Raw genomic sequence first — 21,821 nt, forward strand, 5'->3', positions numbered from 1 at the left:
TATATGAGACCTCCTTTATGAGTGGGCTTCAAACCCCTACAGGGGGTCATATAAGAAAAAAAGTTTAAAGCTTTTTTAAATAACTTCTTCACCTTTTCCCTTTTTTCCCAGGACTTACGCAGCAATAACGGAAAAACGAACCGCACCAGATCGCAGAGGAAACAGAGCAATAAGGGTTTGAGAAGTATTTTGCGTAAGTCCTGTTTCCTTTCCCCTTTCCCCCTCCCAGATTGGTAAGTAGAAGCCTGGGTAACGACGATACTTATAAGCCGGGAGTTTCCAATTTTCGCTTAGGATGGGTCTATCCTTATAAATGCTGCCATCTCTAATTCTCCTTGGCTTATCTTCAATTTTAGAATTCGCGCTTGCAGTCCGCCACCTTCTAGGTTACGTAAATTTAATCGTTTGTTGATCTTATTTAGGATTACATTAATAAGTCTTGGTGGAACTTCTACTTTATCTACTTCTGCAACTAAATTTACTAGCTGGATTTGTCCGCCATTAACTATACTCACTCCTGATTCTGCTTTAATTAAAAGTGGTTTGCTTTTTTGTTTTTCCTGTAATTCTGCTTGGATTTGCAAGCGGTTATTAGGTAAAAATTGTACCTGTGGATTGACTAAATTGTATACAGTCTTAGCCCTTGTATTTGCAAAATATCGTAAATTAATGTTTAAGTTTTGTAGCCTAGCTATTATTTGTGGCGATCGCAAGGCTTGATTAATATCTTCTTGGGTCAAAACTAACCGCACTCCCGCTTGTAAAGGCTTTTTTAATTGAGGTTTGCGAGTTAAACTATGCGGTTTTATTTCAATGCGATCGCTTTCTAATTCTAAAACTGCAATCCGGATATTTTGCCTTTTTAATTGTAAAGAACGTCCGGCAATTCTCACCCGTTCTACTTTACCTTGCAATAATTGATAACTGGGTGCATTATCTACACGCACTCGCAATTCTCCAACTTTGACAAACTGTGAACGGATGGCATTTTCCGCAGTGCGATCAACTACGATTCCCACGGGGGAAACTAAACCTAGCAAACCTGAGAGGAGGATTGTGAGGAATTCCATTTTTTTTGGATTTTAACGCAAAGGAACGCTGAGGTTTGCGCGGAGGTTCGCAGAGTATTTTTCTGCGAACCCCTGTATTTAATTTTTAATTTCTATTGCTTGGGAAATCCATTGTTTTAGGGTTGTTACGACTTCATCGATGGCGATTTCTTGAGTTTGGCGAGTCCGGCGTTCGACTACTTCGACTTTGTTGTTGGCGATCGCTCTTCCTGTTACAATCCTGTAGGGGATGCCTATTAAGTCGGCGTCTTTGAATTTAACGCCTGCACGCTCATCGCGGTCATCGAGTAAGGTTTCTACTCCCGCTTGATTAAGTTCAGTGTAAAGTTTTTCTGCGATTTCGATTTGTTGAGCGTCTTTTATGTTAGGGATTGTGACTATGGCGTGATAAGGTGCGATCGCTACTGGAAAGATGATCCCGTCTTTGTCATAAGACTGTTCTATGGCGGATTGAGCGAGTCGAGATACACCAAAGCCATAACAACCCATATATAAAGGCTTTTCTTCACCTTGTTCGTTGGTATAATTTGCTCCCATTACTTTGGAATATTTGGTTCCAAGTTGGAAAATATGCCCTACTTCGATTCCCCGCGCTGTTTGCAGAGTTTGTTCTGGGTTGTGTTGGGCGCGATCGCCTGCAATGGCTTTACGCACATCTACTATTAATGATGGTAATTTAATTTGCTCTGACCAATTTGCCCCAACTACGTGATAACCTGACTCATTCGCGCCGGTGACAAAGTTCTTTAAATCGACTGCGGTTTTATCAACTAAGCGGACAAACTTCGGTGAAACATCTTTGGTAGACTGAATATAATCATCGGCAATATCCGGGGCAATGTAACCTAAAGGAAGAGATTTTGCCGCCCATTTTTGTTGCGCTTCTCCATCTGGTACGCTTAAACCGATAACCGTGTTAGCGTTATACTGCGAAGCTAGTTTTGTTAACTCATTCTGCAACTTGATTTGGTTAACTTCTTGATCGCCGCGAATGCTCACCAGCACCAAAACTGTCATCCCATTATCGTAAACTGTCTCATAAAGGACGTTTTTGACAACTTGGGTCGGAGAACATTTCAGGAATTGGCAAAGTGTCTCAATTGTCTCTGTCCCTGGAGTTTCGCGTTTCTCGAAGGTGGTAAACTGGGAAGGTTCAGCATCAACGGGTAAAGAAACAGCCTTTTCCACGTTAGCGGCATATTTACCATCTTCAGTATAAAGAACTTCATCTTCCCCAGCTTCCGCCAGCACCATAAATTCTGTAGAACCAGATCCACCAATTGCCCCAGAATCAGCATCCACGGCTCTGAAAGCTAAACCACAGCGTCGCAGCATATTGCTGTATGCTGTGTACATATCTTGGTAAGTTTTTTTCAGGCTTTCTTCATCGGTGTCAAAGGAGTAGCCATCCTTCATAATAAATTCCCGTCCGCGCATTAAACCGAAGCGGGGACGAATTTCATCGCGGAACTTAGTTTGAATTTGGTAGAGATGCAGTGGTAATTGGCGGTATGAGCGAATCATATCACGAGCGATCGCTGTAATTATTTCCTCGTGAGTTGGACCTAGCGCCAATTGTTCGTCTTTGCGATCGATCAGGGAAAACATGATTCCCTCAGCTTTAGTATAAGTATCCCACCGACCAGATTCGCGCCATAACTCAGCGGGTTGTAATTGCGGTAACAAACATTCTTGTGCGTTTGTCGCGTTCATTTCTTCGCGCACAATCTGAGATACTTTTTGTAAAACTCGCCACATAAACGGTAGATATGCGTAGACACCACGACCGATGCGACGAATATAACCTGCACGGACTAGTAATTTGTGGCTGGGAATCTCGGCATCAGCTGGATCGTCCCGGAGTGTAACGAATAACATTTGTGACAGTCGCATCGTGTGTCCCTTTCCAAATTCGATAATTTTTATCTCAGTTAAAGTCTATTGAAGTATCAAGTATGAAGTATAAAGTGTAAAGTCTTAAACTTTCTGCCTCAATTTTTTCTTTTAGTACCCGACACCCTGAAGGGTGCGGCTATACGAGCGAAGCCCACCTTCGTGGGCTAAGAAAATTAAGGTTTTCAGCCTGCGAAGGCAGGCTTTGTTTGTATAGCCTCACCCTGGAAGGGTGAGGGTTTGAAACACCCCAGTCCCTAAATCCAGGAGAAAACCGCTTTGTCTGATGTAATTTATCAAGCACAACCACCTTTAGAATTTATACCACCGACACAGAACCCGTTATTTTTGAAACTTGTCCATCTGTTTTTACCCAGTTGGATGCGTTGGAAAACTGCGATCGCTGATGTGGAAGCAGATAAAGTAGAGATTTTGGTAGACCTCTATCGCCAATTTCAAGATGGTAAAATCCGCTTTATGTTGGCGTTTCGTCATCCCAAGACAGACGATCCATTTTGTTTAGCTTATTTGATGAGTCAACTCGTGCCAAAGGTAGCACGTTATCAGGGTACAATACTAGAGTCGCCGATTCATGCTCATTTTATCTACGATCGCGGTATTCCTTTATGGGCTGGTTCCCATGTCGGTTGGATCGCTTCTAATTTGGATGCGACGCCAATTCAACGCGGTAAAGCTGATTGGACGGGTTTGCGATCGGCACGGGAATTATTTGTAAATGGAAAATTCCCGATGGCGGCGGCGCCAGAAGGTGGTACTAATGGTTTGAGTGAGTTTATTAGTCCATTAGAACCGGGAATCGCGCAATTAAGTTTTTGGTGCGCGGAAGATTTGCACAAAGCACAACGCTCTGAACAAGTTTTAATTGTACCAGTTGGAATCAAATATAGTTATATCGAAGCGCCTTGGCAAGCGATCGCTCATATTCTAAGTGAATTAGAAGCAGCTAGCGGTTTACCTATACAACAAAGTAATGCTACCTTTGAGTCGCTTTATCCGAGGTTGTTAAATGTAGCTGAACATTTAATGTCCTTGATGGAACAGTTTTACACGCGATTTTACCATCAAAAGCTGCCAGAAATCAACATTGCAGAAGGACATGATAGAAATGAAGCGTTAGCAGCTCGATTGCAAGCGATGTTAAATATAATTTTACAAGTACCAGAGCAATATTTTGATTTGCAGTCGAAAGGAAATTTAATCGATCGCTGTCGTCGAGTAGAACAAGCGGGATGGAATTATATATTTAGAGAAGAGTTTAAAGATGTAAAAGCGCTGTCTGATGTGGAAAAACGTTTAGGCGATCGCATTGCCGAAGAAGCGAATTTGCGGATGTGGCACATGCGACTTGTAGAAAGCTTCGTTGCAGTCACAGTTAAATACATTCAAGAAAAACCGACAGCAGAAAGGTTTGCGGAAACAACCTTACTTTTATGGGATATGGTAACACGAATTAAAGGCAGTAATCCCTTTAAGCGTCCGCAATTAGGTAAGCAAAAAGCAAAAATTACTATCGGTGAACCGATATCAGTTTCTGCTCGCTATCCTGTATATAAAGCAACTCGTCAAGGTGCGAGACAATCAGTTGCTGACTTAACAAAAGATTTGCAACAAGCGATGGAAAAATTGATTTGAGGGATAGTGGATGGTGGATAGTGGATAGTGGATAGTGGATGGTGGATAGTGGATAGTGGATAGTGGATAGTGGATAGTGGATAGTTGACGGTCAACAATTATCTACTAACAACCAACAACCAACAACCATCAACCAACATCACTCAGACAATTCCCCAAAGCGATCGCGATACCGTTGTAACAAAGCTTGCATTTCTGCTGCTTGTTGTTCAGCTAACTCTCTTTGCTGTCTTTCTTGTTGTGCGCGAAAACTTTGCTGTTGTGCAACTTCTTCAGGAGTGGGGAATCTGTTTCCTTGTTCATCAAACCAGTATAACCACTCACGCTGCCATCCTTCATGGACACCTTGACCTCTACCAATTCCCAATCCTATTTCTGGCATCCACACTGGTTCACCAGAACAAAGCAAATATACGCCATTTTCTAAACGATAAACCTCAAAAGGTTGATGTTTGTCACGCTGATAATATTCAGGGTTGTAAATCACATAATACAACACGCCCAGCCGAGCATAAGCGTTAATTTTCTCTTCGTATTCTTTCCCGTAGGTTTGAGAAACAAGTTCTAACACCAAAATAGGAGCAATATTATTTTCTTCTAACAAAACGTAACTTAAACGCCCCTTTGGATCATTTTTGCGACGCGGTACTCCTAAACTTAAGAAACCATCGGGAATTATTGGAGTTCGTCGAATTTGACCGGTGCGATCGTAGATTCCCATATCAACACCAAAAAACCAGTCCCATCGGTCTTGCCAAATTAAAGCTAAAATGGCTTTTAACAAATTGGGAATCAGGTTTTGTAGTTCATTATCCACAGGGGTATCGTCGGAGCAAGGTAACTCTTCTGAGGAGGGTAAATACTCAGGCGTATTGTAGTCTAGCATGACGATTCATTTATTTTAAATTGATTATATTGCCATCGAAATCATTTTTTTAACGCAAAGGAACGCAAAGGTTTCGCAAAGTTTCGCAGAGTGTTTTTATATATTGTAGCGAGTGAAGTTAAATACATCATCCGGGAAAAACTTTAGAGAAATCAAGAGTTAAATCAGGAAAATAAGGCAAATTAATTGATTCATTCGGCAGATAAATAAACTTGCGGCGATAACCGAATTTATCTGATAAATTTTGATAAGGTTCGCTGTAAGATTCCAGGTAATTATCTACTAAATTAAATATCCAATAATCAGAGAGACGTTTGATTGTAATATATTTATTAGACATAGGTGTCAAAAAGAATGTAGAGACGTAGCAGTGCTACGTCTCTAAAGATTCTGGATAACGCATATTTAATTTATACCAGATGTCTATTTAATGAAAAGCTTTCTAATCAGATAGGACTTACGCACTCCTGATCGAGAAAACAAGACTTTGAGATTGCTTCCTTGCGTCGCAATGACGGAAATAAGTAGTCCGTGCGTAAGTCCTGTCAGAGTTAGCATTCATCGCTTTTACGAGTGAAGTGATTTTCCAACAGAGAAGCGATCGCTTCTGGGCGCACTTTGTTGTATTGCTTCTTACCAACCTGTAAAATACAATTGGGTGCGCTGCTACAAGTTTTTTGGCAGCTGGTACGCTCGATTGTAACTCGATCTAATAGACCGCGATCGCATAAAGTCTGCTCTAATTCTGACAACAAACCTTTACCACCACGCTTCAAACAACCGGATTTTTGACATATCATAATCCGTGCTTTTTGAGAAGGTGCGTTTTGTTTTGGGCAAACACCACTTCGAGACACACCATCAGCCTTCAGTTTGAGTTCCCCTGTCAGCTTATTTAACTTACTAACACCAACAACGCGAATTTTATCACCTGGTACTAAAGATACACTAATAGAGGTACGCAATTCTTTTGGAATTTTAATTTCTACTTCTTCAGAAGAAACTACTAAGCGCAAATATTTCGGCTTTTTTGGTTTCTCACCAATAAAACTTAGTAATTCTCCTTCAAGATTAAATTCTGATATTGTCAGATATTTGTCGCTCATTTTTGATTATTGGTTGATAGTTGTTTAAATCCCGTTAAATCGATAAAGTTGAGCTTGCAACCAAACAAAATAAAACTATGCTTTTGTCTACAAATCAACTCTAAATGTCTTAACTGTCTGTTGTTTTTTCTTTAACTGTCTTATCTGTCCTTGCATTCTCGCTTTGATGGTGAGAACATATTTAAATTGGTACGCCAACTCATAATTTACAAGTAAAATAAACCATGAAAAAAATACTGTTGTGCTGTTGTGGAATAATTTTAGCAATGTGGATCGCCATCAGCCCTGCACTCGCTGCTGATATTAAGGCATGTACAACTGAAGGATTTTTCCCCAATCCAGAGGACTGCTCCAGATTCTACCGTTGCGTAGATTTTGATGGTGAATTCACAAAGTTCGATTTTGACTGTGGTCCGGGTACCGTTTTCGATCCAGAATTGACAACTTGTAACCACCCTTGGGCGGTCAACCCCAGTAGTCAATGCTACAAGCCTATGGAATAGCAACTAAGAAACCTCGTGCGCGATCGCACAGGGCAAATACACCTGAAATCAGTTCACTAAGCAGCAAGTAATTAGCCCTATAGTTGATAGTTGTTGGTTAACAGTTATCAACTAACCACTAACCACCATCCACTATCCACTATCCACTAACTCTTTTTAAGCCAGCCGTTTTGCTTCAAAAGTTTGTGGTAACTTTAACGGTTCTGGCAAGTTGGAAAATTCCAATTCCCAACCATTAGCTAAAGTAAAAACCATTCCGTCGTCACCGGCTGTTTGCTTAACAACTTCTTCTTCTAAGTCTTTTTTAGCAACGTAGGCAATTAAATTTCCCGCATCATTCATCCGCAGCATTACTTTCATTTAGTTTCCTCAACAGCTTCTAATTCTTTTTTCTGACAGCCTACGATGAATCCTGTTTCCAAAAAATGCACCGCATAAATATACGAACTTTGTAAAAAAGTGCCAATACTGGCAATGTAGCCAATATCGCCCTTTTTCGCTAAAACTGCCCCGATTTCTTGACCGGGAAATGTACCATCATTTTTGATTAACTTGCGAAGTCGGACTTTTTGACCTATTTCAAAGACTGGAGGCAAATCCAGTTCTAATTCATCGCGCTGCATGAGAATACCTCTGTTCTTCCACCAAATTTAAAAGTTCTTGTGTAGTCAAGCTGCGTTTTTTCTGAACCGACTGCTGTCGTACTGCATCCAAGATAGATTTGGTTTCATCTGAGTTCAGGCTAATACCGTGCTGCTGAAGTAAGTTAGATACCAAATGACGACCAGAATGTTTACCTAAAACCAAACGTCGCTCCCAACCTACTTCTTCGGGGGCAAATGGTTCGTAGGTCATGGGGTTTTGTAGGACACCGTGAGCATGAATACCAGATTCGTGAGCAAAGGTGTTGTCACCTACGATCGCTTTCCAAGGAGGCACACTAGAACCTGATGCTGAAGCCACAAGTCGGGAAAGTTCCAATAACCGAGGGGTTTCAATGCCCAAATCAACATTGTGGATGCGCTTCATTGCCATGACAACTTCTTCTAAAGCTGCATTTCCGGCTCTTTCACCCAACCCGTTAACTGTGGTATTTACTGATAACGCACCAGCTTTGATACCCGATAAGGCGTTAGCAGTCGCTAAACCAAAATCATTGTGGGTGTGGATTTCCACGGGAATCATCAAAGCATTCACCAATCGCTTTACTTTAGTGAAAGTGCCGAATGGTTCGAGAACCCCGACGGTATCGCAGAAGCGAAACCTAGAAGCACCCCACTCTTGAGCATAAAGTGCGACATCTAAAAGAAAGTTGTCATCAGCTCTAGATGAATCTTCACCTCCCACTGCAACCCAAAGACCCTTATCAACCGCAAAGCTGATAGAATCTCTCAATTGTTGCAAAGTTACACGCCATTGACCGTGAAATTTGGCGGCAATTTGAATTCCGGAGACGGGAATAGAAATATGCACTCGTTGTAAACCACAAGCCATAGAAGCTTGAATATCTGAGATAACAGCACGGTTCCAGCCTAATAACTTGGCTTGCAAACCCATATTATTAATTATAGATATAGCACGTATTTCTTCCTCGCCCATCGCCGGAATTCCGACTTCTAATTCTTGAACACCCATTGCATCCAAAAATTTGGCGATCGCTACTTTCTCTTCTAAAGTAAAAGCAACACCTGCCGCTTGCTCACCGTCACGCAGCGTCGTGTCATTAATGATCACTTGATTCATATCTAATATCCTAGATGGGAAGTTTTCCTAATACCCTTTCACCGATTGCAGTGCTACTTTTCTTGATCCTGGTAATGACAGTTGATGCTCGACGGTAAATGCTGAAAAATATCACATTTCATATTTTTTCATTATTAACCAATTACTAACAGCGCATCTGTATGAGATAGAACTAAATCAAGGTATAAATTACAATTTCTTCTTTTCCGTAGGATACTTTATGGGTTCTAGCAGCAGGTAGCTAATACAGCTACTAGCAATTACCGGACAAATTCAATGCGTGCTTCTAGCTAAGAAATTAAAAATCATGGCAAAATCCTCATGTAGTTCCAAAATGTTGGCATTTAGGGTAGACAATTCATCATGCTATAAGTTAATAAGCGAACGGTTCCTAAATTTGGTTTTCCAGCCAATCAAAAATTCTTTCTAGCTGCTCTAAGTTTATTAGACCATACTGCCAAAGAAGCATTGGTAAGGGACCTCTCTCTAATTCCCGATGCCGCAGTGCCACAGCGATATCGGCAGTTGTAAGCAAAAGTTCTTGATGCAAAAAATTGAGAAATTTTGTATCGCTGCGAGCTACTATCATCGAAAATTTAACTCCTTCACCGAATAAATAATTAAAAATTTGAAATTAAAAGTCAACTTTGATAATTTCACCTTTTTAATCACTGTCACATGTGGAAAAATGTTCATTTTTAACAGTTTGGATAACAGCTAAATGTATGCTAATTTCTGCTAAAAATTGTCCGGATACTCAGTAATTATCGCTGTAATTCCAGCAACGCTCTAACCAGTGAACTAACTCGTGACGTGAAGCAAAAAATTGCATCACGATACTACGGACAAGAATCGCTGTTATACAACTATTTACTCGTACCCGCAAAGATCCATCAGCCGGACAAGAACAAGGAATCATTAATTCTTGTAAACGGTGATGAATTCTCCAGCGATCGCATAAAGGAATTTGCAAAACTTGCTCGTCTAAAGCATCGGAATTACTACAAGGTGGCATAATTGGGGATTGGGAATGGGGACTAGGGGACAGGGAGACTAGGGGACAAGGGGGACAAGGAGGAGAATAAATATTGGCTATTTACTCTTGATTTGTAGAGACGCGATATATCGCGTCTCTACTGTTGTCTGATGATGATTTTTGAGAATTTGCAGTTGTTGTTCGAGTTGCTCAACGCGAGAGAGCAAAGTGTGCATTACCGACGCTTCGACATCGGGTAACTTTCCATGTTCTAAAGGGGAGAGGCTTTCTTTGCGGCAAATAGTGCGTCCGGGAATTCCCACGACGGTAGAATCTGAGGAGACATCGCGTAAAACAACTGAACCGGCGCCGACACGAACGCGATCGCCAATTTGAATATTGCCTAAAATTTTCGCACCGGCTCCCACCACAACGTTTTTGCCTAAAGTGGGATGACGTTTACCTTCTTCTTTTCCAGTTCCGCCCAGAGTCACATCTTGGTAAATTAGCGTATAATCTCCCACAATGGCAGTTTCACCAATGACAACGCCCATACCGTGGTCGATAAATACACCTTTACCAATCTTTGCACCTGGGTGAATTTCAATTCCTGTGAAAAACCGCCCAAAATGTGAAATCAAACGCGGAATGAAACTTACTCCCCGGCAGTGCAACCAGTGAGCAAGACGATGCAAACAAAGTGCATGTAATCCTGGGTAGCAAAACAGCACTTCTAGCCAATTACGTGCCGCCGGATCGCGCTCAAAGATAATGCGAAAATCACTCGAAATCTGCTCAAAAAAAGCTCTATAAAGCAGATTTTTCAGCAAGTCGGTATTCGTATAATCCGGCGTGGGTGAATTTTTAATACTGTCGTCGAGACGTTGCATCATCTAAGCCTGAGTAAAAGAGCCGTGTGCTGTTTTTATGCTTATAGCAGGCGACTCTGAATAGGGCAGTCCATCCGATGCATATTTGATTTTATTGAATTGATTAAGGTTGTACTCATAACCCCAAACCACGATTTAAGGGAAATTTAAAATTTCCTTGGGGGTAGGGGTGCTAGTATTTTTAGGATAGGGTACTAGTATTTCGGGGTAGGGGAGTAAGTATTTCTGCACTCAACCTTCAGCTTCTTTAATGTAAGGCTGAGTAAGCATTTCTGCAAAATATTTTCTTAAAACTTAACTTGTACTCATCTTCACTTAAAGATGAAGTATTCAACTTAAAAATAAAACTTCTGTATATCGAGTTACTAAATATATCCTATTATTCAAGTCAGGAAAAAACGAATTTCTTTATTTTTTTTTAGGCTTCTCTTGTCTGTATGTACAAATACCATTTAAAATCTCATCGCTGCATCTGCTGAAGGAGGGAGGGGAGAAAGAAGAATTATTCTCCTTGTCTCCTTGTTTCCCCCTCGTCTAAGGAACGAAAATTAATAATGCCATTTCCTGCTTTTCTACCTCACCCCCTACCCCCTCTCCTTAGCAAGGAGAGGGGAGATAAAGCACAGCTTTATCGGGGTGAGGTTTTGTATTAGAAATAGAAAGTGAAAATAAACTATGCGTTGTCCGCAACCCTTGTAGAGACGTAGCAATGCTACGTCTCTCTTTTATTAAATTCATATTTCTAAGCGATCGCGATCGCAATTTTCCCGACCGTGCGCTCACTTTCGCTGTATGTATGCGCTGCTGCTAATTCATTTAAAGGAAATGTGCGATCAATTACTGTTCGCATTTTGCCAGCTTCAATTAAATCCTTAAGATAAGTCAAGTCTTCAGTGTTGCAATTAAAAAGAATGAATTTGGCTTTTTTACCAGGAATCAGCGCAGTCAAAGCACCTTGCACAAAAGTATCAGGACTTGGTAATGTAGTTATGTAAATACCGTTAGGTTTAAGAACTTCTTTACAGCTAGAAAAGGATTCTTTCGCCACCGCATCAAAGATAATGTCATACCGTGCAGCATCTTGAGTGAAATTTTGTTGTTTGTAATCAATCAAGCGATCGGCTCCCAAAGACTTCACCAAATCAAAGTTTTTGCTACTGCAAACAGCCGTCACTTCAGCCCCAAAAATCTTCGCAAGTTGCACCGCAAAAATGCCCACACCACCGGAAGCACCATTCACCAAGACGCTTTGTAATGGTTGAATGTTTCCCAAATCTCGCAAAGCTTGCAACGAAGTACCCGCAGCTACAGGCAAAGAAGCTGCTTCTTCAAAGGTCATATTCGCCGGTTTCATTGCCGCAACTTTTTCAGGAACAGCAGCATATTCTGCATAAGCTCCCCCAAAAGCAACACTTAAACAAGCATAAATCAAGTCTCCCGGTTTGAAGAGCGTCACATCAGAGCCAACCTCTACCACTTCACCGGACAAATCAAACCCCAAAATCTTCGGGAATGCATAACCTGTAATCAATTGCAACATTCCTTGACGGATTTTCCAATCAACCGGATTAACGCTAGCAGCGTGAACCTTGACCAGCAACTGATCTGATTTTATTTTCGGTGTAGGTAAATCCTCATACTGCAACACATCAGCCGAACCGTAACCACGAATAGCGATCGCTTTCATAATTTCCTTTTTAACTACTTTAATTTTTCTTTGAACTACTCCCTTCCCGCGACAAAGTTACCTATTTCCTCTTTTCTTAGCGGATCGTTGACATCGTAAGCTGCCATATCAGGACTATCCCAATCTTGGGCAAAACTTTGTAGCCTAGCTTGTAGATTAGCAGCTTGTTCCTGATTTATACCGCGAGATGGCAAATCAAAAGAACCAGATTTAGGAACAAAAGTAACAATTACTCGTGCTTCATCAACATCTGTGGGAAGTTGGAGTAACTCAACTTTGCCGTTTTGATAAATACCTTCTACTGATTGCAACATTGGTTTGGTTATTTAACGTAGGTTATGACTAGGATAACTTTTACAACATTCGCGGAACACTACAGATTTTATCTGGTAAGGTATCATCTGCAAGGCGATTATTACAAAACTTGTAGCGCGATCGCCCTTAATTTGCAAAATATCCGCATCGCTGCATCTCCCCATACAAGCGGGTTTGCGCCATCAAAACCCACTTTTATGTGCAACTTAATCTCATTAACATTCACCAAAATATTAAAAAAAAATAAACGGCATTTTTTCCCTGAAAAAAATGATATGTTGTATACAGAATTGATTTCGCAATTTTCTGGAGTAGTCTATATAAGCCTACTCCGGATTTTCGCCCTTTAAATCCGTCACAAATGGTATTTGTTGATGCATTTAAGGGTAGCTTGAGTACAACCTAAGAGAGATAAAAAAAAGCTAAAATTCTGCTTTAATTCTTATGAGCATTGGATTAGAGTTGAGTACATCAAACCCCTGCACCCTCCTCCTTAAATACTAGTACCCCTATCAGAAAATACTAGTACCCCTACCCAAAAAAATATTTTTTAATTCTTGAAACTCAAATAGAAAGTGGGTTTCATCTTTTGAGTACAAGCTTAACTAATTCAATAAATTCTATCCAGAGCGATCGCTTCAACGACTTAGTGAACGACTGATATAAATCTTATATCGCCAATCACTAAGCGCTCTGATAACGACAACAGCTTATTTTCCTCCCAGATAGAAGAGCGATTAGTGAGTGGAGGGATGAGATAGCATCATATCCTGTAAATAGAAGTCGCGGCTGTACACACCACGATTCAAACGTTGACACACACCAGTCGCAAACCAGGGTTTTACAACCTGCATCCGTCAGACAAAGTGAGTGTAGACGCGACTTCAATTCTACAGGTAGTACTTCCATTTCCCACAGTGGCAGCCACAGTCCACCGATTTTTGCGAGATTCAATGACACTACCGTCTACAGAAGTTATCAACACCACCGTCACAGAACCAACCAAAGCAAAATCCGGTGGTTGCGGACGTAAGAGCGATACTAGCCACGTCGTCGAAATGGACGAAAAGACCAAAGAGCGCATCGCCAAACATCCTTGTTATAGTGAAGACGCACATCATCACTACGCTAGGTTGCACGTTGCAGTTGCGCCAGCTTGTAACATTCAATGCAACTATTGCAACCGGAAATATGACTGCGCGAACGAAAGTCGTCCTGGAGTAGTTAGCGAATTGCTAACTCCCGAAGAAGCAGCGCACAAAGCATTGGTGATTGCAGGCAAGATTCCCCAAATGACAGTTGTGGGAATTGCAGGTCCTGGAGATCCACTAGCGAATCCAGAAAAGACCTTCCGCACCTTTGAGTTGATTGCCGAACAAGCACCAGATATTAAGCTTTGTCTGTCAACAAACGGATTGATGCTTCCCGAATATGTCGATCGCATTAAACAACTTAATATCGATCACGTCACCATCACCATCAACATGGTAGACCCAGAAATCGGGGTCAAGATTTATCCTTGGGTTCACTACAACCGCAAGCGTTACAGAGGTATTGAAGGAGTCAAGATTCTGCACGAAAAGCAGATGGAAGGACTCCAAGCTTTGAAAGAAGCTGACATCTTATGCAAAGTCAACTCGGTGATGATTCCCGGAATTAACGACGAACATTTAGTAGAAGTAAATAAAGTCATTCGCTCCAAAGGTGCATTCTTGCATAACATTATGCCGTTGATTTCTGCACCAGAACACGGTACCCACTTCGGCTTAACCGGACAGCGTGGTCCTACACCGAAAGAACTCAAAGCAGTTCAAGATGATTGCTCCGGCAACATGAAAATGATGCGCCATTGTCGTCAATGTCGTGCAGATGCGGTAGGATTATTAGGAGAAGACCGCAGCCAAGAATTTACCAAAGATAAAATCTTGGAAATAACACCCGAATACGACTTGGCTAAACGTCAAGAAGTCCACGAAGGAATTGAGAAATTCCAACAAGAAATCAAAGCAGCTAAAGAAAAAGCCAAAGTAGAGACGCGATTAATCGCGTCTGTACAAAATAGTCCCAAAATCTTAGTTGCAGTTGCAACCAAAGGTAGCGGATTGGTAAATCAACACTTCGGTCATGCGAAAGAATTCCAAATTTATGAAGTGGATGGCAACGAAGCTCGCTTTGTGAGTCATCGCAAAATCGACCACTTCTGCCAAGGTGGATATGGAGAAGAAGCCACACTAGAAAAAATTATAGAAGCGATCGCAGATTGCAAAGCGGTTTTAGTCTCCAAAATTGGCGAATGTCCAAAAACAAAATTACAAGAAGTTGGAATACAGACTGTTGAAAGCTACGACGTCATCGAAAAAGTTGCATTAGAATTTTACCAACAATGGAATAAGCAATAGTTAGTAGTTAGTAGTTAGTAGTTAAGTAGATGAGCATAAATAAACCCTCCTTAACGTAGTAACGGCTTAAGCCGTTAAAATCCTCACCGACGAGCGGTAAACCGCTCACTACTAACTACTAACTACCACTATTCCCCTAATTTATAAGGAGAATAATCATGGCTTACAAAATTACCAGCCAATGTATTTCCTGCAAACTGTGTGCATCTGTATGTCCAGTTGGCGCAATTAAAATAATTGACGGAAACCACTGGATTGACCCCGACCTTTGTACAAACTGCGTTGATAGTGTTTATAGCGTGCCTCAATGTAAAGCCGGTTGTCCCACTTGTAACGGCTGCGTTAAACAGCCAAACGATTACTGGGAATCATGGTTTGACACTTACAACAATATAGTGAAAAATCTCAAAAAAGAACCAGATTATTGGGAAACTTGGTTTAACTGTTATTCCCAAAAATACGCCGAGCAATTGCAAAAAATCAACAGCAAATAACTAAAATTGAAGCCAATAAATGACTCATTGTATGAAGTGTCAAAAGTGATAACGCATCCTTTTTGCTCCTATTACACTTCATACACTACCAATCCGAATAACTCTTTCTCCTCCTCCTCTGCGCCCTCTGCGGTTCGTTTTCTTACATAATTGCAAATAAGATTGCTACACCTCTAAAAACTTTCAATATAAAGACAAATTTGCGCTATTCTTAAATTAAGTAAAAAGCAATGCAAAAGAACTGCATTTATCTGGATAACAACGCCACAACCAAAGTAGATCCAGAAGTAGTAGAGGCAATGATGCCTTACATGACAGATTTTTACGGTAATCCTTCGAGTATGCACACCTTTGGTGGGCAAGTTGGTAAAGCGGTAAAGCAAGCGCGTCAACAAGTTGCAGCCTTACTAGGATGTGATGACTCAGAAATCATCTTCACCAGTTGCGGTACAGAAGGTGATAACGCTGCCATTCGCGCTGCATTGTTAGCGCAACCCGAAAAGCGTCACATCATTACCACCCAAGTTGAACATCCAGCAGTGCTGAATGTCTGCAAACAACTGGAAACTCAAGGTTACACCGTTACCTATTTGTCGGTGAATGGTAAGGGACAATTGGATCTAGATGAACTAGAAGCTTCCCTGACTGGTAACACCGCTTTGGTGACGATTATGTATGCCAATAACGAAACCGGTGTAATTTTCCCAATTGAGCAAATTGGGTTGCGCGTCAAAGAGTATGGTGCTATATTTCATGTAGATGCGGTGCAAGCGGTTGGTAAAATCCCGCTAAATATGAAGACCAGCACCATCGATATGCTTACGATGTCCGGTCATAAAATACACGCACCAAAAGGAGTTGGTGTTCTGTATGTGAAACGCGGTGTAAGATTCCGTCCCTTCCTAATTGGTGGACAACAAGAACGCGGACGCCGTTCAGGAACAGAAAACGTTCCCGGAATTATCGCCTTGGGCAAAGCTGCGGAATTGGAAATGTTACACTTAGAAGAAGCGACAAAGCGAGAAAGAAAATTGCGCGATCGCCTCGAACAAGCCATACTCAGCAAAATCCCCGATTGTGAAGTGAACGGCGATACAACGCAGAGATTACCCAACACTACCAACATCGGCTTCAAATATATCGAAGGTGAAGCAATTCTCCTTTACTTAAACCAACACGGTATTTGTGCATCTTCCGGTTCTGCTTGTAGTTCTGGTTCTCTCGAACCGTCTCACGTTCTGCGAGCAATGGGCTTACCCTACACGATTTTACACGGCTCAATCCGCTTCAGCCTCTGTCGCTACACAACAGAAGCTGAAATTGACCAAGTTATCGCGGTAATGCCCGATATTATCCAACGTCTGCGCGATATGTCACCCTTCAAAAACGATCAAGCAGGTTGGTTGCAAGCACAAGAGCAAACACTCGCTCATCGCTAGGGGGATTTGAAGAGGGGAAAAGGTTAAAGGGTAAAGGGTAAAGGTATGGAAATAAAGAGTTATTTAAATTACTCCGGGAATATTTTTTTCCCCCTTTCCCTTTCACGGCAGTTGCTACAACGCGGGGAACCCGCGCAACGCACTGCCTCCCCTTTCCCCCTCCTCAAATTGCCCAATGCCCAATTCCCAATGCCCTAATCGAAAATCTAAAATCAACTTATGTGGGAATATACAGACAAAGTATTAGAACTCTTCTACAATCCCAAAAATCAGGGTGAAATAGAAGAAACTGCTGAACAAAATGTTAAGGTTGCTACTGGTGAAGTCGGTAGTATTGCTTGCGGTGATGCTTTAAGATTGCATCTAAAAGTTCAAGTTGATACAGACAAGATTCTTGATGCACGCTTTCAAACCTTTGGTTGTACGAGTGCGATCGCTTCAAGTAGTGCTTTGACTGAATTAGTTAAAGGTTTAACTCTTGATGAAGCGCTCGAAGTCACAAACAAAGATATCGCTAATTATTTAGGTGGACTTCCTGAAGCCAAAATGCATTGTTCGGTAATGGGACAAGAAGCTTTAGAAGCTGCTATCTTTAATTATCGAGGCATTGAGCGCGAAGTTCATGACGATGATGATGAAGGTGCGCTAATTTGTACTTGTTTTGGCATCAGCGATACAAAGATTCGCCGCGTAATCAGAGAGAATAGTCTTATCACCGCAGAGGAAGTAACAAATTACGTTAAAGCTGGTGGCGGATGCGGTTCTTGTTTAGCGACTATTGATGATATAATTAAAGAAGTGCAAAGGGAATCTGCACTGCCAATCGCCGCTCCTGCAAGTAATAAGGGCGGGGTTGCTACAGAAATTAGACCGTTGACGACCGTCCAAAAAATCGCACTCATTCAAAAAGTGCTGGATGAAGAAGTTAGACCTGTATTGCTAGCCGATGGTGGAGATGTCGAATTGTACGATGTCGAAGGCGATCGCGTTAAGGTTCTACTCCAAGGTGCATGTGGTTCTTGTTCTAGTAGTACTGCAACCTTGAAAATTGCGATTGAAGCGAGATTGCGCGATCGCATTTCTCAAAGCATAGTCGTCGAAGCAGTTGAGCCATTGTTCTAAGGTTTAAGTACTCTACAAATACGTCATAGTATCAGCCAAGTAGAGAAAGTAGGATTTGACCCAAATAACTTGCGATCTTTCCGTCCTACTGACAAAAGACAGCAACACCACATATTAGTCATCCAACTCGCTTCAAAGGAGAAAGATATGGACAAGTTGTACGATAAACTTGGCGGAAAACCAACTCTGGATAAAGTAGTCCAGGATTTCCACAAACGTATTTTAGCAGATAACACCCTCCAACCGTTTTTTGCTAAAACAGACATGGAAAAGCAACGTCAGCATCAAGTTGCTTTCTTCGCTCAAATTTTTGAAGGTCCCAACGAATACAAGGGACGCGCAATGGAAGCAACCCACGCGGGTATGAATCTACAGCAGCCACACTTCGATGCGATCGTTAAGCATTTGAAAGATTCAATGGCTGTAGGTGGTGCTTCAGCTGAAGACACAAACGCCGCAGTTGCTCGTGTTGAAAAATTGAAGGGTGCTATTTTAAACAAATAGTCCCTGCTACCAACTCAAAATTCGCTCATTCCCAAAGAAGATTGTAATTTTGAATTTTGAATTGGGGCAAAGCGCGGGTCAAGTTCTACTTCTTATTAAGCACTGAAACAAATTATGACGTATTTGTAAAGTGCCTAATTCTTAGGCTCATTGGTCATTAGTTAAAACTAATGACCAGTGATAAAAAATAATCATAAAACTAAAAGAAAACAAATTTAACGAGGAAACGATGATGCTTTCAATAATTTTGGGAGAGCGATCGCCTCCAGGCACGTTCTTCTCGCGGTCAGCGCTGTAAATCGGGCGTGAACCCATCACACAAACGCTGCATACCCATTAACCATTAATCAACCAATTGCAGGAGCAAAACAATCATGTCCGTTGATGAAAAAATTAGACAGATAGCTTTCTACGGTAAAGGCGGTATTGGTAAATCTACCACCTCTCAAAATACCCTTGCAGCTATGGCAGAAATGGGTCAGCGCATTTTGATTGTGGGTTGCGACCCCAAAGCTGACTCCACCCGTTTGATGCTGCACAGCAAAGCTCAAACAAGCGTTCTTCAATTGGCTGCTGAACGTGGTGCTGTTGAAGATATAGAACTGCATGAAGTCATGCTCACCGGCTTCCGCAACGTTCGTTGCGTAGAATCTGGTGGTCCAGAACCCGGTGTAGGTTGCGCCGGTCGTGGTATCATCACCGCTATTAACTTCTTAGAAGAAAACGGTGCTTACCAAGACGTTGACTTCGTATCTTACGACGTATTAGGTGACGTTGTATGTGGCGGTTTCGCTATGCCTATCCGTGAAGGCAAAGCACAAGAAATCTACATCGTTACATCTGGTGAAATGATGGCGATGTATGCAGCTAACAACATCGCTCGCGGTGTTTTGAAATATGCTCACACTGGTGGTGTGCGCTTGGGTGGATTGATTTGTAACAGCCGTAACGTTGACCGGGAAATCGAACTAATCGAAACCCTGGCAAAACGCTTGAACACCCAAATGATTCACTATGTACCTCGCGACAACATCGTTCAACACGCAGAATTGCGTCGGATGACTGTCAACGAGTACGCACCTGACAGCAATCAAAGTCAAGAATATCGTGCATTAGCTACCAAGATCATCGAAAACAAAAATCTAGCTATCCCCACACCCATCGAAATGGAAGAGCTAGAAGAATTGTTGATTGAATTTGGTGTTCTCGAAAGCGACGAAAACACAGAGAAGATGGTTGGTAAGAGTGCTGTCGAAGCTCCTGTAGTATAAGTCCGTTTAAAAGGAAAAAGAAAAAAGGAGTAAATTGCATAATTTCCCTTTTACTTTCTCCCCTCCTTCTACCCCTTCGGGGACTACAAGTCCCCAACCCCAGAGGGAAGATCAGCAATAAAATGTGCCCTTCCCTTCCCTATTCCCAGATCCTTAAGACCTACTGAGGCAGAATATGACACCTCCAGAAAACAAGAACATCATCGAAGAAAGAAAAGAACTAATTAAAGAAGTTCTCGAAGCTTACCCCGACAAAGCGAAGAAAAAACGGGAAAAGCACTTAAACGTATTTGAAGAAGGCAAAGCTGACTGCGGCGTTAAGTCTAACATCAAATCTCTTCCTGGTGTAATGACCGCTCGTGGTTGTGCTTATGCAGGTTCTAAGGGTGTGGTTTGGGGTCCCATCAAAGACATGATCCACATCAGCCACGGTCCTGTAGGTTGTGGTTACTGGTCTTGGTCTGGTCGTCGTAACTACTACATCGGCACCACAGGTATAGACAGCTTTGGCACCATGAACTTCACCTCGGACTTCCAAGAAAGAGATATCGTTTTCGGTGGTGACAAAAAACTCTTCAAGCTAATCGAAGAACTCGATGTACTTTTCCCTCTCAACCGTGGTGTTTCCATTCAATCTGAATGTCCCATCGGTCTAATTGGGGATGACATTGAAGCTGTTGCTAAAAAAGCAGCAAAAGCAATTGAAAAGCCTGTAGTTCCCGTGCGTTGCGAAGGCTTCCGGGGTGTTTCTCAGTCTTTGGGACACCACATTGCTAACGACATGGTTCGTGACTGGGTTTTCACCAGAGCAGACAAAGAGAAGAAAGATGGCAAACTACAATTCGAGGGTACTCCCTACGATGTAGCAATTATTGGTGACTATAACATCGGTGGTGATGCTTGGGCTAGCCGCATTTTGTTAGAAGAAATCGGCTTGCGCGTAGTCGCTCAATGGTCGGGTGATGGCACCATCAATGAAATGATGATGACACCGAACGTGAAGATGAACTTGATTCACTGCTACCGTTCGATGAACTACATCAGCCGTCACATGGAAGAAGCTTATGGTATTCCCTGGTTGGAATACAACTTCTTTGGTCCTACCAAGATTGCTGAATCTTTACGGGAAATCGCTTCTAAATTTGACGAGACAATCCAAGCAAATGCTGAGAAGGTAATTGCCAAATATCAGCCAACAATGGATGCGGTAATTGCTAAGTATCGTCCAGGTTTGGAAGGCAAGACTGTTGCTATCATGGTTGGTGGTCTACGTCCTCGCCACGTTGTCCCAGCTTTCCTAGACTTGGGTATGAAGATGATTGGTACAGGTTATGAGTTCGCTCATAATGACGATTACAAACGTACCACTCACTACATCGAAAACGGCACTATCGTTTATGACGACGTTACCGCTTACGAATTCGAGGAGTTTATCAAAGCACTGAAGCCTGACCTCGTAGCTTCTGGTGTGAAAGAGAAGTATGTTTTCCAAAAGATGGGTCTTCCTTTCCGTCAAATGCACTCTTGGGATTACTCCGAACCTAGCGATGCCTTCGGCAATGCTACGCAAACGCTCTTACAATCGATATAATGCAAGGTTTTTTGGCGGCGGGAGGAAAAAGAGCCTATTTCTAGCCTAAATGCGAGTTGCAGGGTTATGTAGGAACAATCTGTTTTGATGCTTTAGACAGTATAACTCTTATGGAGTATGGTTTTTAGATTTTGATTGCATTTTGCTTCAAGAAAAACTGTCAAATAAAAGACTATTTTTAATGACGTTTTTTTAGATTAATTGCCCAAATCTTTTTTGTTTCGCGCAAAGGCGCATTTGATCTACAAAGTGTTAGCCTGCTAGACTGAAGCAATTGGA

General features: G+C 41.8%; 22 protein-coding genes and 1 pseudogene. 9 read left to right on the forward strand and 14 right to left on the reverse strand.

The features are described from left to right. Nucleotides 1-290 precede the first annotated feature (290 nt). Both TOL9009_RS0131455 and TOL9009_RS0131460 read right to left on the reverse strand, forming a co-directional pair. Nucleotides 291-1,070, reverse strand: coding sequence for an LmeA family phospholipid-binding protein (locus tag TOL9009_RS0131455; RefSeq protein ID WP_029637384.1), 780 nt, complete (start codon nt 1,068-1,070; stop codon nt 291-293). A 78-nt stretch (nt 1,071-1,148) separates the two neighbouring features. Then, nucleotides 1,149-2,963, reverse strand: a complete 1,815-nt coding sequence (locus TOL9009_RS0131460; protein WP_029637385.1) for a proline--tRNA ligase — start codon at nt 2,961-2,963, stop codon at nt 1,149-1,151. 279 nt (nt 2,964-3,242) lie between these two features. On the opposite strand from TOL9009_RS0131460, the gene TOL9009_RS0131465 reads away from it, so the two are divergent. Then, on the forward strand, nt 3,243-4,616 hold the full coding sequence (locus TOL9009_RS0131465; RefSeq protein ID WP_029637386.1) for a glycerol acyltransferase: 1,374 nt from the start codon (nt 3,243-3,245) through the stop codon (nt 4,614-4,616). A gap of 139 nt (nt 4,617-4,755) precedes the next feature. On the opposite strand, the gene TOL9009_RS41120 is transcribed toward TOL9009_RS0131465, so the two are convergent. The 3 genes and pseudogenes from TOL9009_RS41120 to TOL9009_RS0131480 form a co-directional block, all read right to left on the reverse strand. Continuing rightward, a complete protein-coding gene (locus tag TOL9009_RS41120; protein WP_051503163.1) occupies nt 4,756-5,502 on the reverse strand; it encodes a Uma2 family endonuclease in 747 nt (248 codons plus the stop codon). Nucleotides 5,503-5,629: 127 nt separating this feature from the next. Then, nucleotides 5,630-5,812 (reverse strand): annotated as a pseudogene (locus TOL9009_RS0131475) (Uma2 family endonuclease); the annotation flags it as partial. 241 nt (nt 5,813-6,053) lie between these two features. Further along, nucleotides 6,054-6,608, reverse strand: coding sequence for a (2Fe-2S) ferredoxin domain-containing protein (locus TOL9009_RS0131480; RefSeq protein ID WP_029637388.1), 555 nt, complete (start codon nt 6,606-6,608; stop codon nt 6,054-6,056). A 224-nt stretch (nt 6,609-6,832) separates the two neighbouring features. Here TOL9009_RS0131480 and TOL9009_RS0131485 point away from each other — a divergent pair, with 224 nt between their 5' ends. After that, a complete protein-coding gene (locus TOL9009_RS0131485; protein ID WP_029637389.1) occupies nt 6,833-7,111 on the forward strand; it encodes a chitin binding peritrophin-A domain-containing protein in 279 nt (92 codons plus the stop codon). Nucleotides 7,112-7,267: 156 nt separating this feature from the next. Here TOL9009_RS0131485 and nifT read toward each other — a convergent pair whose 3' ends face one another. The 8 genes from nifT to TOL9009_RS41125 all read right to left on the reverse strand — a co-directional run bounded on the left by nifT (nt 7,268) and on the right by TOL9009_RS41125 (nt 12,721). Next, a complete protein-coding gene (gene nifT / locus TOL9009_RS0131490; RefSeq protein WP_029637390.1) occupies nt 7,268-7,471 on the reverse strand; it encodes a putative nitrogen fixation protein NifT in 204 nt (67 codons plus the stop codon). Beyond that, a complete protein-coding gene (locus TOL9009_RS0131495; RefSeq protein WP_029637391.1) occupies nt 7,468-7,734 on the reverse strand; it encodes a nitrogen fixation protein NifZ in 267 nt (88 codons plus the stop codon). Before TOL9009_RS0131495 ends, nifT begins: the two co-directional genes overlap by 4 nt. Beyond that, nucleotides 7,721-8,854: a homocitrate synthase gene (gene nifV, locus TOL9009_RS0131500; RefSeq protein ID WP_029637392.1), complete on the reverse strand. Its 1,134-nt coding sequence runs from the start codon at nt 8,852-8,854 to the stop codon at nt 7,721-7,723. Before nifV ends, TOL9009_RS0131495 begins: the two co-directional genes overlap by 14 nt. A gap of 391 nt (nt 8,855-9,245) precedes the next feature. Beyond that, nucleotides 9,246-9,443 carry a DUF2949 domain-containing protein gene (locus TOL9009_RS0131505; RefSeq protein WP_029637393.1) on the reverse strand — a complete coding sequence of 66 codons (198 nt, stop codon included), beginning with the start codon at nt 9,441-9,443 and terminating at the stop codon, nt 9,246-9,248. Nucleotides 9,444-9,611: 168 nt separating this feature from the next. After that, nucleotides 9,612-9,869: an Asr1405/Asl0597 family protein gene (locus TOL9009_RS0131510; protein WP_029637394.1), complete on the reverse strand. Its 258-nt coding sequence runs from the start codon at nt 9,867-9,869 to the stop codon at nt 9,612-9,614. A 77-nt stretch (nt 9,870-9,946) separates the two neighbouring features. Beyond that, nucleotides 9,947-10,720 carry a serine O-acetyltransferase gene (cysE, locus tag TOL9009_RS0131515; protein ID WP_051503230.1) on the reverse strand — a complete coding sequence of 258 codons (774 nt, stop codon included), beginning with the start codon at nt 10,718-10,720 and terminating at the stop codon, nt 9,947-9,949. A gap of 742 nt (nt 10,721-11,462) precedes the next feature. Beyond that, complete coding sequence (locus tag TOL9009_RS0131520) at nt 11,463-12,407, reverse strand: NAD(P)-dependent alcohol dehydrogenase (RefSeq protein ID WP_029637396.1); 945 nt, start codon at nt 12,405-12,407, stop codon at nt 11,463-11,465. A gap of 35 nt (nt 12,408-12,442) precedes the next feature. Continuing rightward, a complete protein-coding gene (locus TOL9009_RS41125) occupies nt 12,443-12,721 on the reverse strand; it encodes a hypothetical protein (RefSeq protein ID WP_051503164.1) in 279 nt (92 codons plus the stop codon). A gap of 954 nt (nt 12,722-13,675) precedes the next feature. Here TOL9009_RS41125 and nifB point away from each other — a divergent pair. The 5 genes from nifB (at nt 13,676) to TOL9009_RS0131550 (ending at nt 18,680) form a co-directional block, all read left to right on the forward strand. Further along, nucleotides 13,676-15,121 (forward strand): nitrogenase cofactor biosynthesis protein NifB, encoded by a 1,446-nt coding sequence (gene nifB / locus TOL9009_RS0131530; RefSeq protein ID WP_029637397.1) that lies wholly within the window; start codon nt 13,676-13,678, stop codon nt 15,119-15,121. Between the two features lie 158 nt (nt 15,122-15,279). Next, the gene (locus tag TOL9009_RS0131535; RefSeq protein WP_029637398.1) at nt 15,280-15,615 is read left to right on the forward strand and encodes a DUF362 domain-containing protein; all 336 of its coding nucleotides are present in this window, start codon (nt 15,280-15,282) and stop codon (nt 15,613-15,615) included. Between the two features lie 230 nt (nt 15,616-15,845). Then, entirely contained in the window at nt 15,846-17,054 is a 1,209-nt protein-coding gene (nifS, locus tag TOL9009_RS0131540; RefSeq protein ID WP_029637399.1) for a cysteine desulfurase NifS, read from the forward strand. A gap of 219 nt (nt 17,055-17,273) precedes the next feature. Further along, nucleotides 17,274-18,176 (forward strand): Fe-S cluster assembly protein NifU, encoded by a 903-nt coding sequence (nifU, locus tag TOL9009_RS0131545; RefSeq protein ID WP_029637400.1) that lies wholly within the window; start codon nt 17,274-17,276, stop codon nt 18,174-18,176. A gap of 147 nt (nt 18,177-18,323) precedes the next feature. Next, nucleotides 18,324-18,680 (forward strand): group I truncated hemoglobin, encoded by a 357-nt coding sequence (locus tag TOL9009_RS0131550; protein ID WP_029637401.1) that lies wholly within the window; start codon nt 18,324-18,326, stop codon nt 18,678-18,680. 147 nt (nt 18,681-18,827) lie between these two features. Here TOL9009_RS0131550 and TOL9009_RS48025 read toward each other — a convergent pair whose 3' ends face one another. Continuing rightward, the gene (locus TOL9009_RS48025) at nt 18,828-18,998 is read right to left on the reverse strand and encodes a hypothetical protein (protein WP_186227734.1); all 171 of its coding nucleotides are present in this window, start codon (nt 18,996-18,998) and stop codon (nt 18,828-18,830) included. Nucleotides 18,999-19,054: 56 nt separating this feature from the next. On the opposite strand from TOL9009_RS48025, the gene nifH reads away from it, so the two are divergent. Then, nucleotides 19,055-19,951 (forward strand): nitrogenase iron protein, encoded by an 897-nt coding sequence (gene nifH / locus TOL9009_RS0131560; protein WP_029637402.1) that lies wholly within the window; start codon nt 19,055-19,057, stop codon nt 19,949-19,951. A gap of 175 nt (nt 19,952-20,126) precedes the next feature. After that, nucleotides 20,127-21,542, forward strand: a complete 1,416-nt coding sequence (nifD, locus tag TOL9009_RS41130) for a nitrogenase molybdenum-iron protein alpha chain (protein WP_051503165.1) — start codon at nt 20,127-20,129, stop codon at nt 21,540-21,542. Nucleotides 21,543-21,821 lie beyond the last annotated feature (279 nt).

Origin of the sequence: [Scytonema hofmanni] UTEX 2349 (assembly GCF_000582685.1) — a bacterium.
Taxonomy (GTDB): domain Bacteria; phylum Cyanobacteriota; class Cyanobacteriia; order Cyanobacteriales; family Nostocaceae; genus Hassallia; species Hassallia hofmanni.

Bases quoted from the DNA above. Each gene is read 5' to 3' on its own strand.
- nifS (WP_029637399.1), top strand. From the start codon at position 15,846: ATGCAAAAGAACTGCATTTATCTGGATAACAACGCCACAACCAAAGTA.
- TOL9009_RS41120 (WP_051503163.1), bottom strand. From the start codon at position 5,502: ATGCTAGACTACAATACGCCTGAGTATTTACCCTCCTCAGAAGAGTTA.
- TOL9009_RS0131485 (WP_029637389.1), top strand. From the start codon at position 6,833: ATGAAAAAAATACTGTTGTGCTGTTGTGGAATAATTTTAGCAATGTGG.
- nifU (WP_029637400.1), top strand. From the start codon at position 17,274: ATGTGGGAATATACAGACAAAGTATTAGAACTCTTCTACAATCCCAAA.
- nifB (WP_029637397.1), top strand. From the start codon at position 13,676: ATGACACTACCGTCTACAGAAGTTATCAACACCACCGTCACAGAACCA.
- cysE (WP_051503230.1), bottom strand. From the start codon at position 10,720: ATGCAACGTCTCGACGACAGTATTAAAAATTCACCCACGCCGGATTAT.
- nifT (WP_029637390.1), bottom strand. From the start codon at position 7,471: ATGAAAGTAATGCTGCGGATGAATGATGCGGGAAATTTAATTGCCTAC.
- TOL9009_RS0131460 (WP_029637385.1), bottom strand. From the start codon at position 2,963: ATGCGACTGTCACAAATGTTATTCGTTACACTCCGGGACGATCCAGCT.
- nifV (WP_029637392.1), bottom strand. From the start codon at position 8,854: ATGAATCAAGTGATCATTAATGACACGACGCTGCGTGACGGTGAGCAA.
- nifD (WP_051503165.1), top strand. From the start codon at position 20,127: ATGACACCTCCAGAAAACAAGAACATCATCGAAGAAAGAAAAGAACTA.
- TOL9009_RS0131550 (WP_029637401.1), top strand. From the start codon at position 18,324: ATGGACAAGTTGTACGATAAACTTGGCGGAAAACCAACTCTGGATAAA.
- TOL9009_RS41125 (WP_051503164.1), bottom strand. From the start codon at position 12,721: ATGTTGCAATCAGTAGAAGGTATTTATCAAAACGGCAAAGTTGAGTTA.
- TOL9009_RS0131455 (WP_029637384.1), bottom strand. From the start codon at position 1,070: ATGGAATTCCTCACAATCCTCCTCTCAGGTTTGCTAGGTTTAGTTTCC.
- TOL9009_RS0131535 (WP_029637398.1), top strand. From the start codon at position 15,280: ATGGCTTACAAAATTACCAGCCAATGTATTTCCTGCAAACTGTGTGCA.
- TOL9009_RS0131510 (WP_029637394.1), bottom strand. From the start codon at position 9,869: ATGCCACCTTGTAGTAATTCCGATGCTTTAGACGAGCAAGTTTTGCAA.
- TOL9009_RS0131495 (WP_029637391.1), bottom strand. From the start codon at position 7,734: ATGCAGCGCGATGAATTAGAACTGGATTTGCCTCCAGTCTTTGAAATA.
- TOL9009_RS0131480 (WP_029637388.1), bottom strand. From the start codon at position 6,608: ATGAGCGACAAATATCTGACAATATCAGAATTTAATCTTGAAGGAGAA.
- TOL9009_RS0131505 (WP_029637393.1), bottom strand. From the start codon at position 9,443: ATGATAGTAGCTCGCAGCGATACAAAATTTCTCAATTTTTTGCATCAA.
- TOL9009_RS0131520 (WP_029637396.1), bottom strand. From the start codon at position 12,407: ATGAAAGCGATCGCTATTCGTGGTTACGGTTCGGCTGATGTGTTGCAG.
- nifH (WP_029637402.1), top strand. From the start codon at position 19,055: ATGTCCGTTGATGAAAAAATTAGACAGATAGCTTTCTACGGTAAAGGC.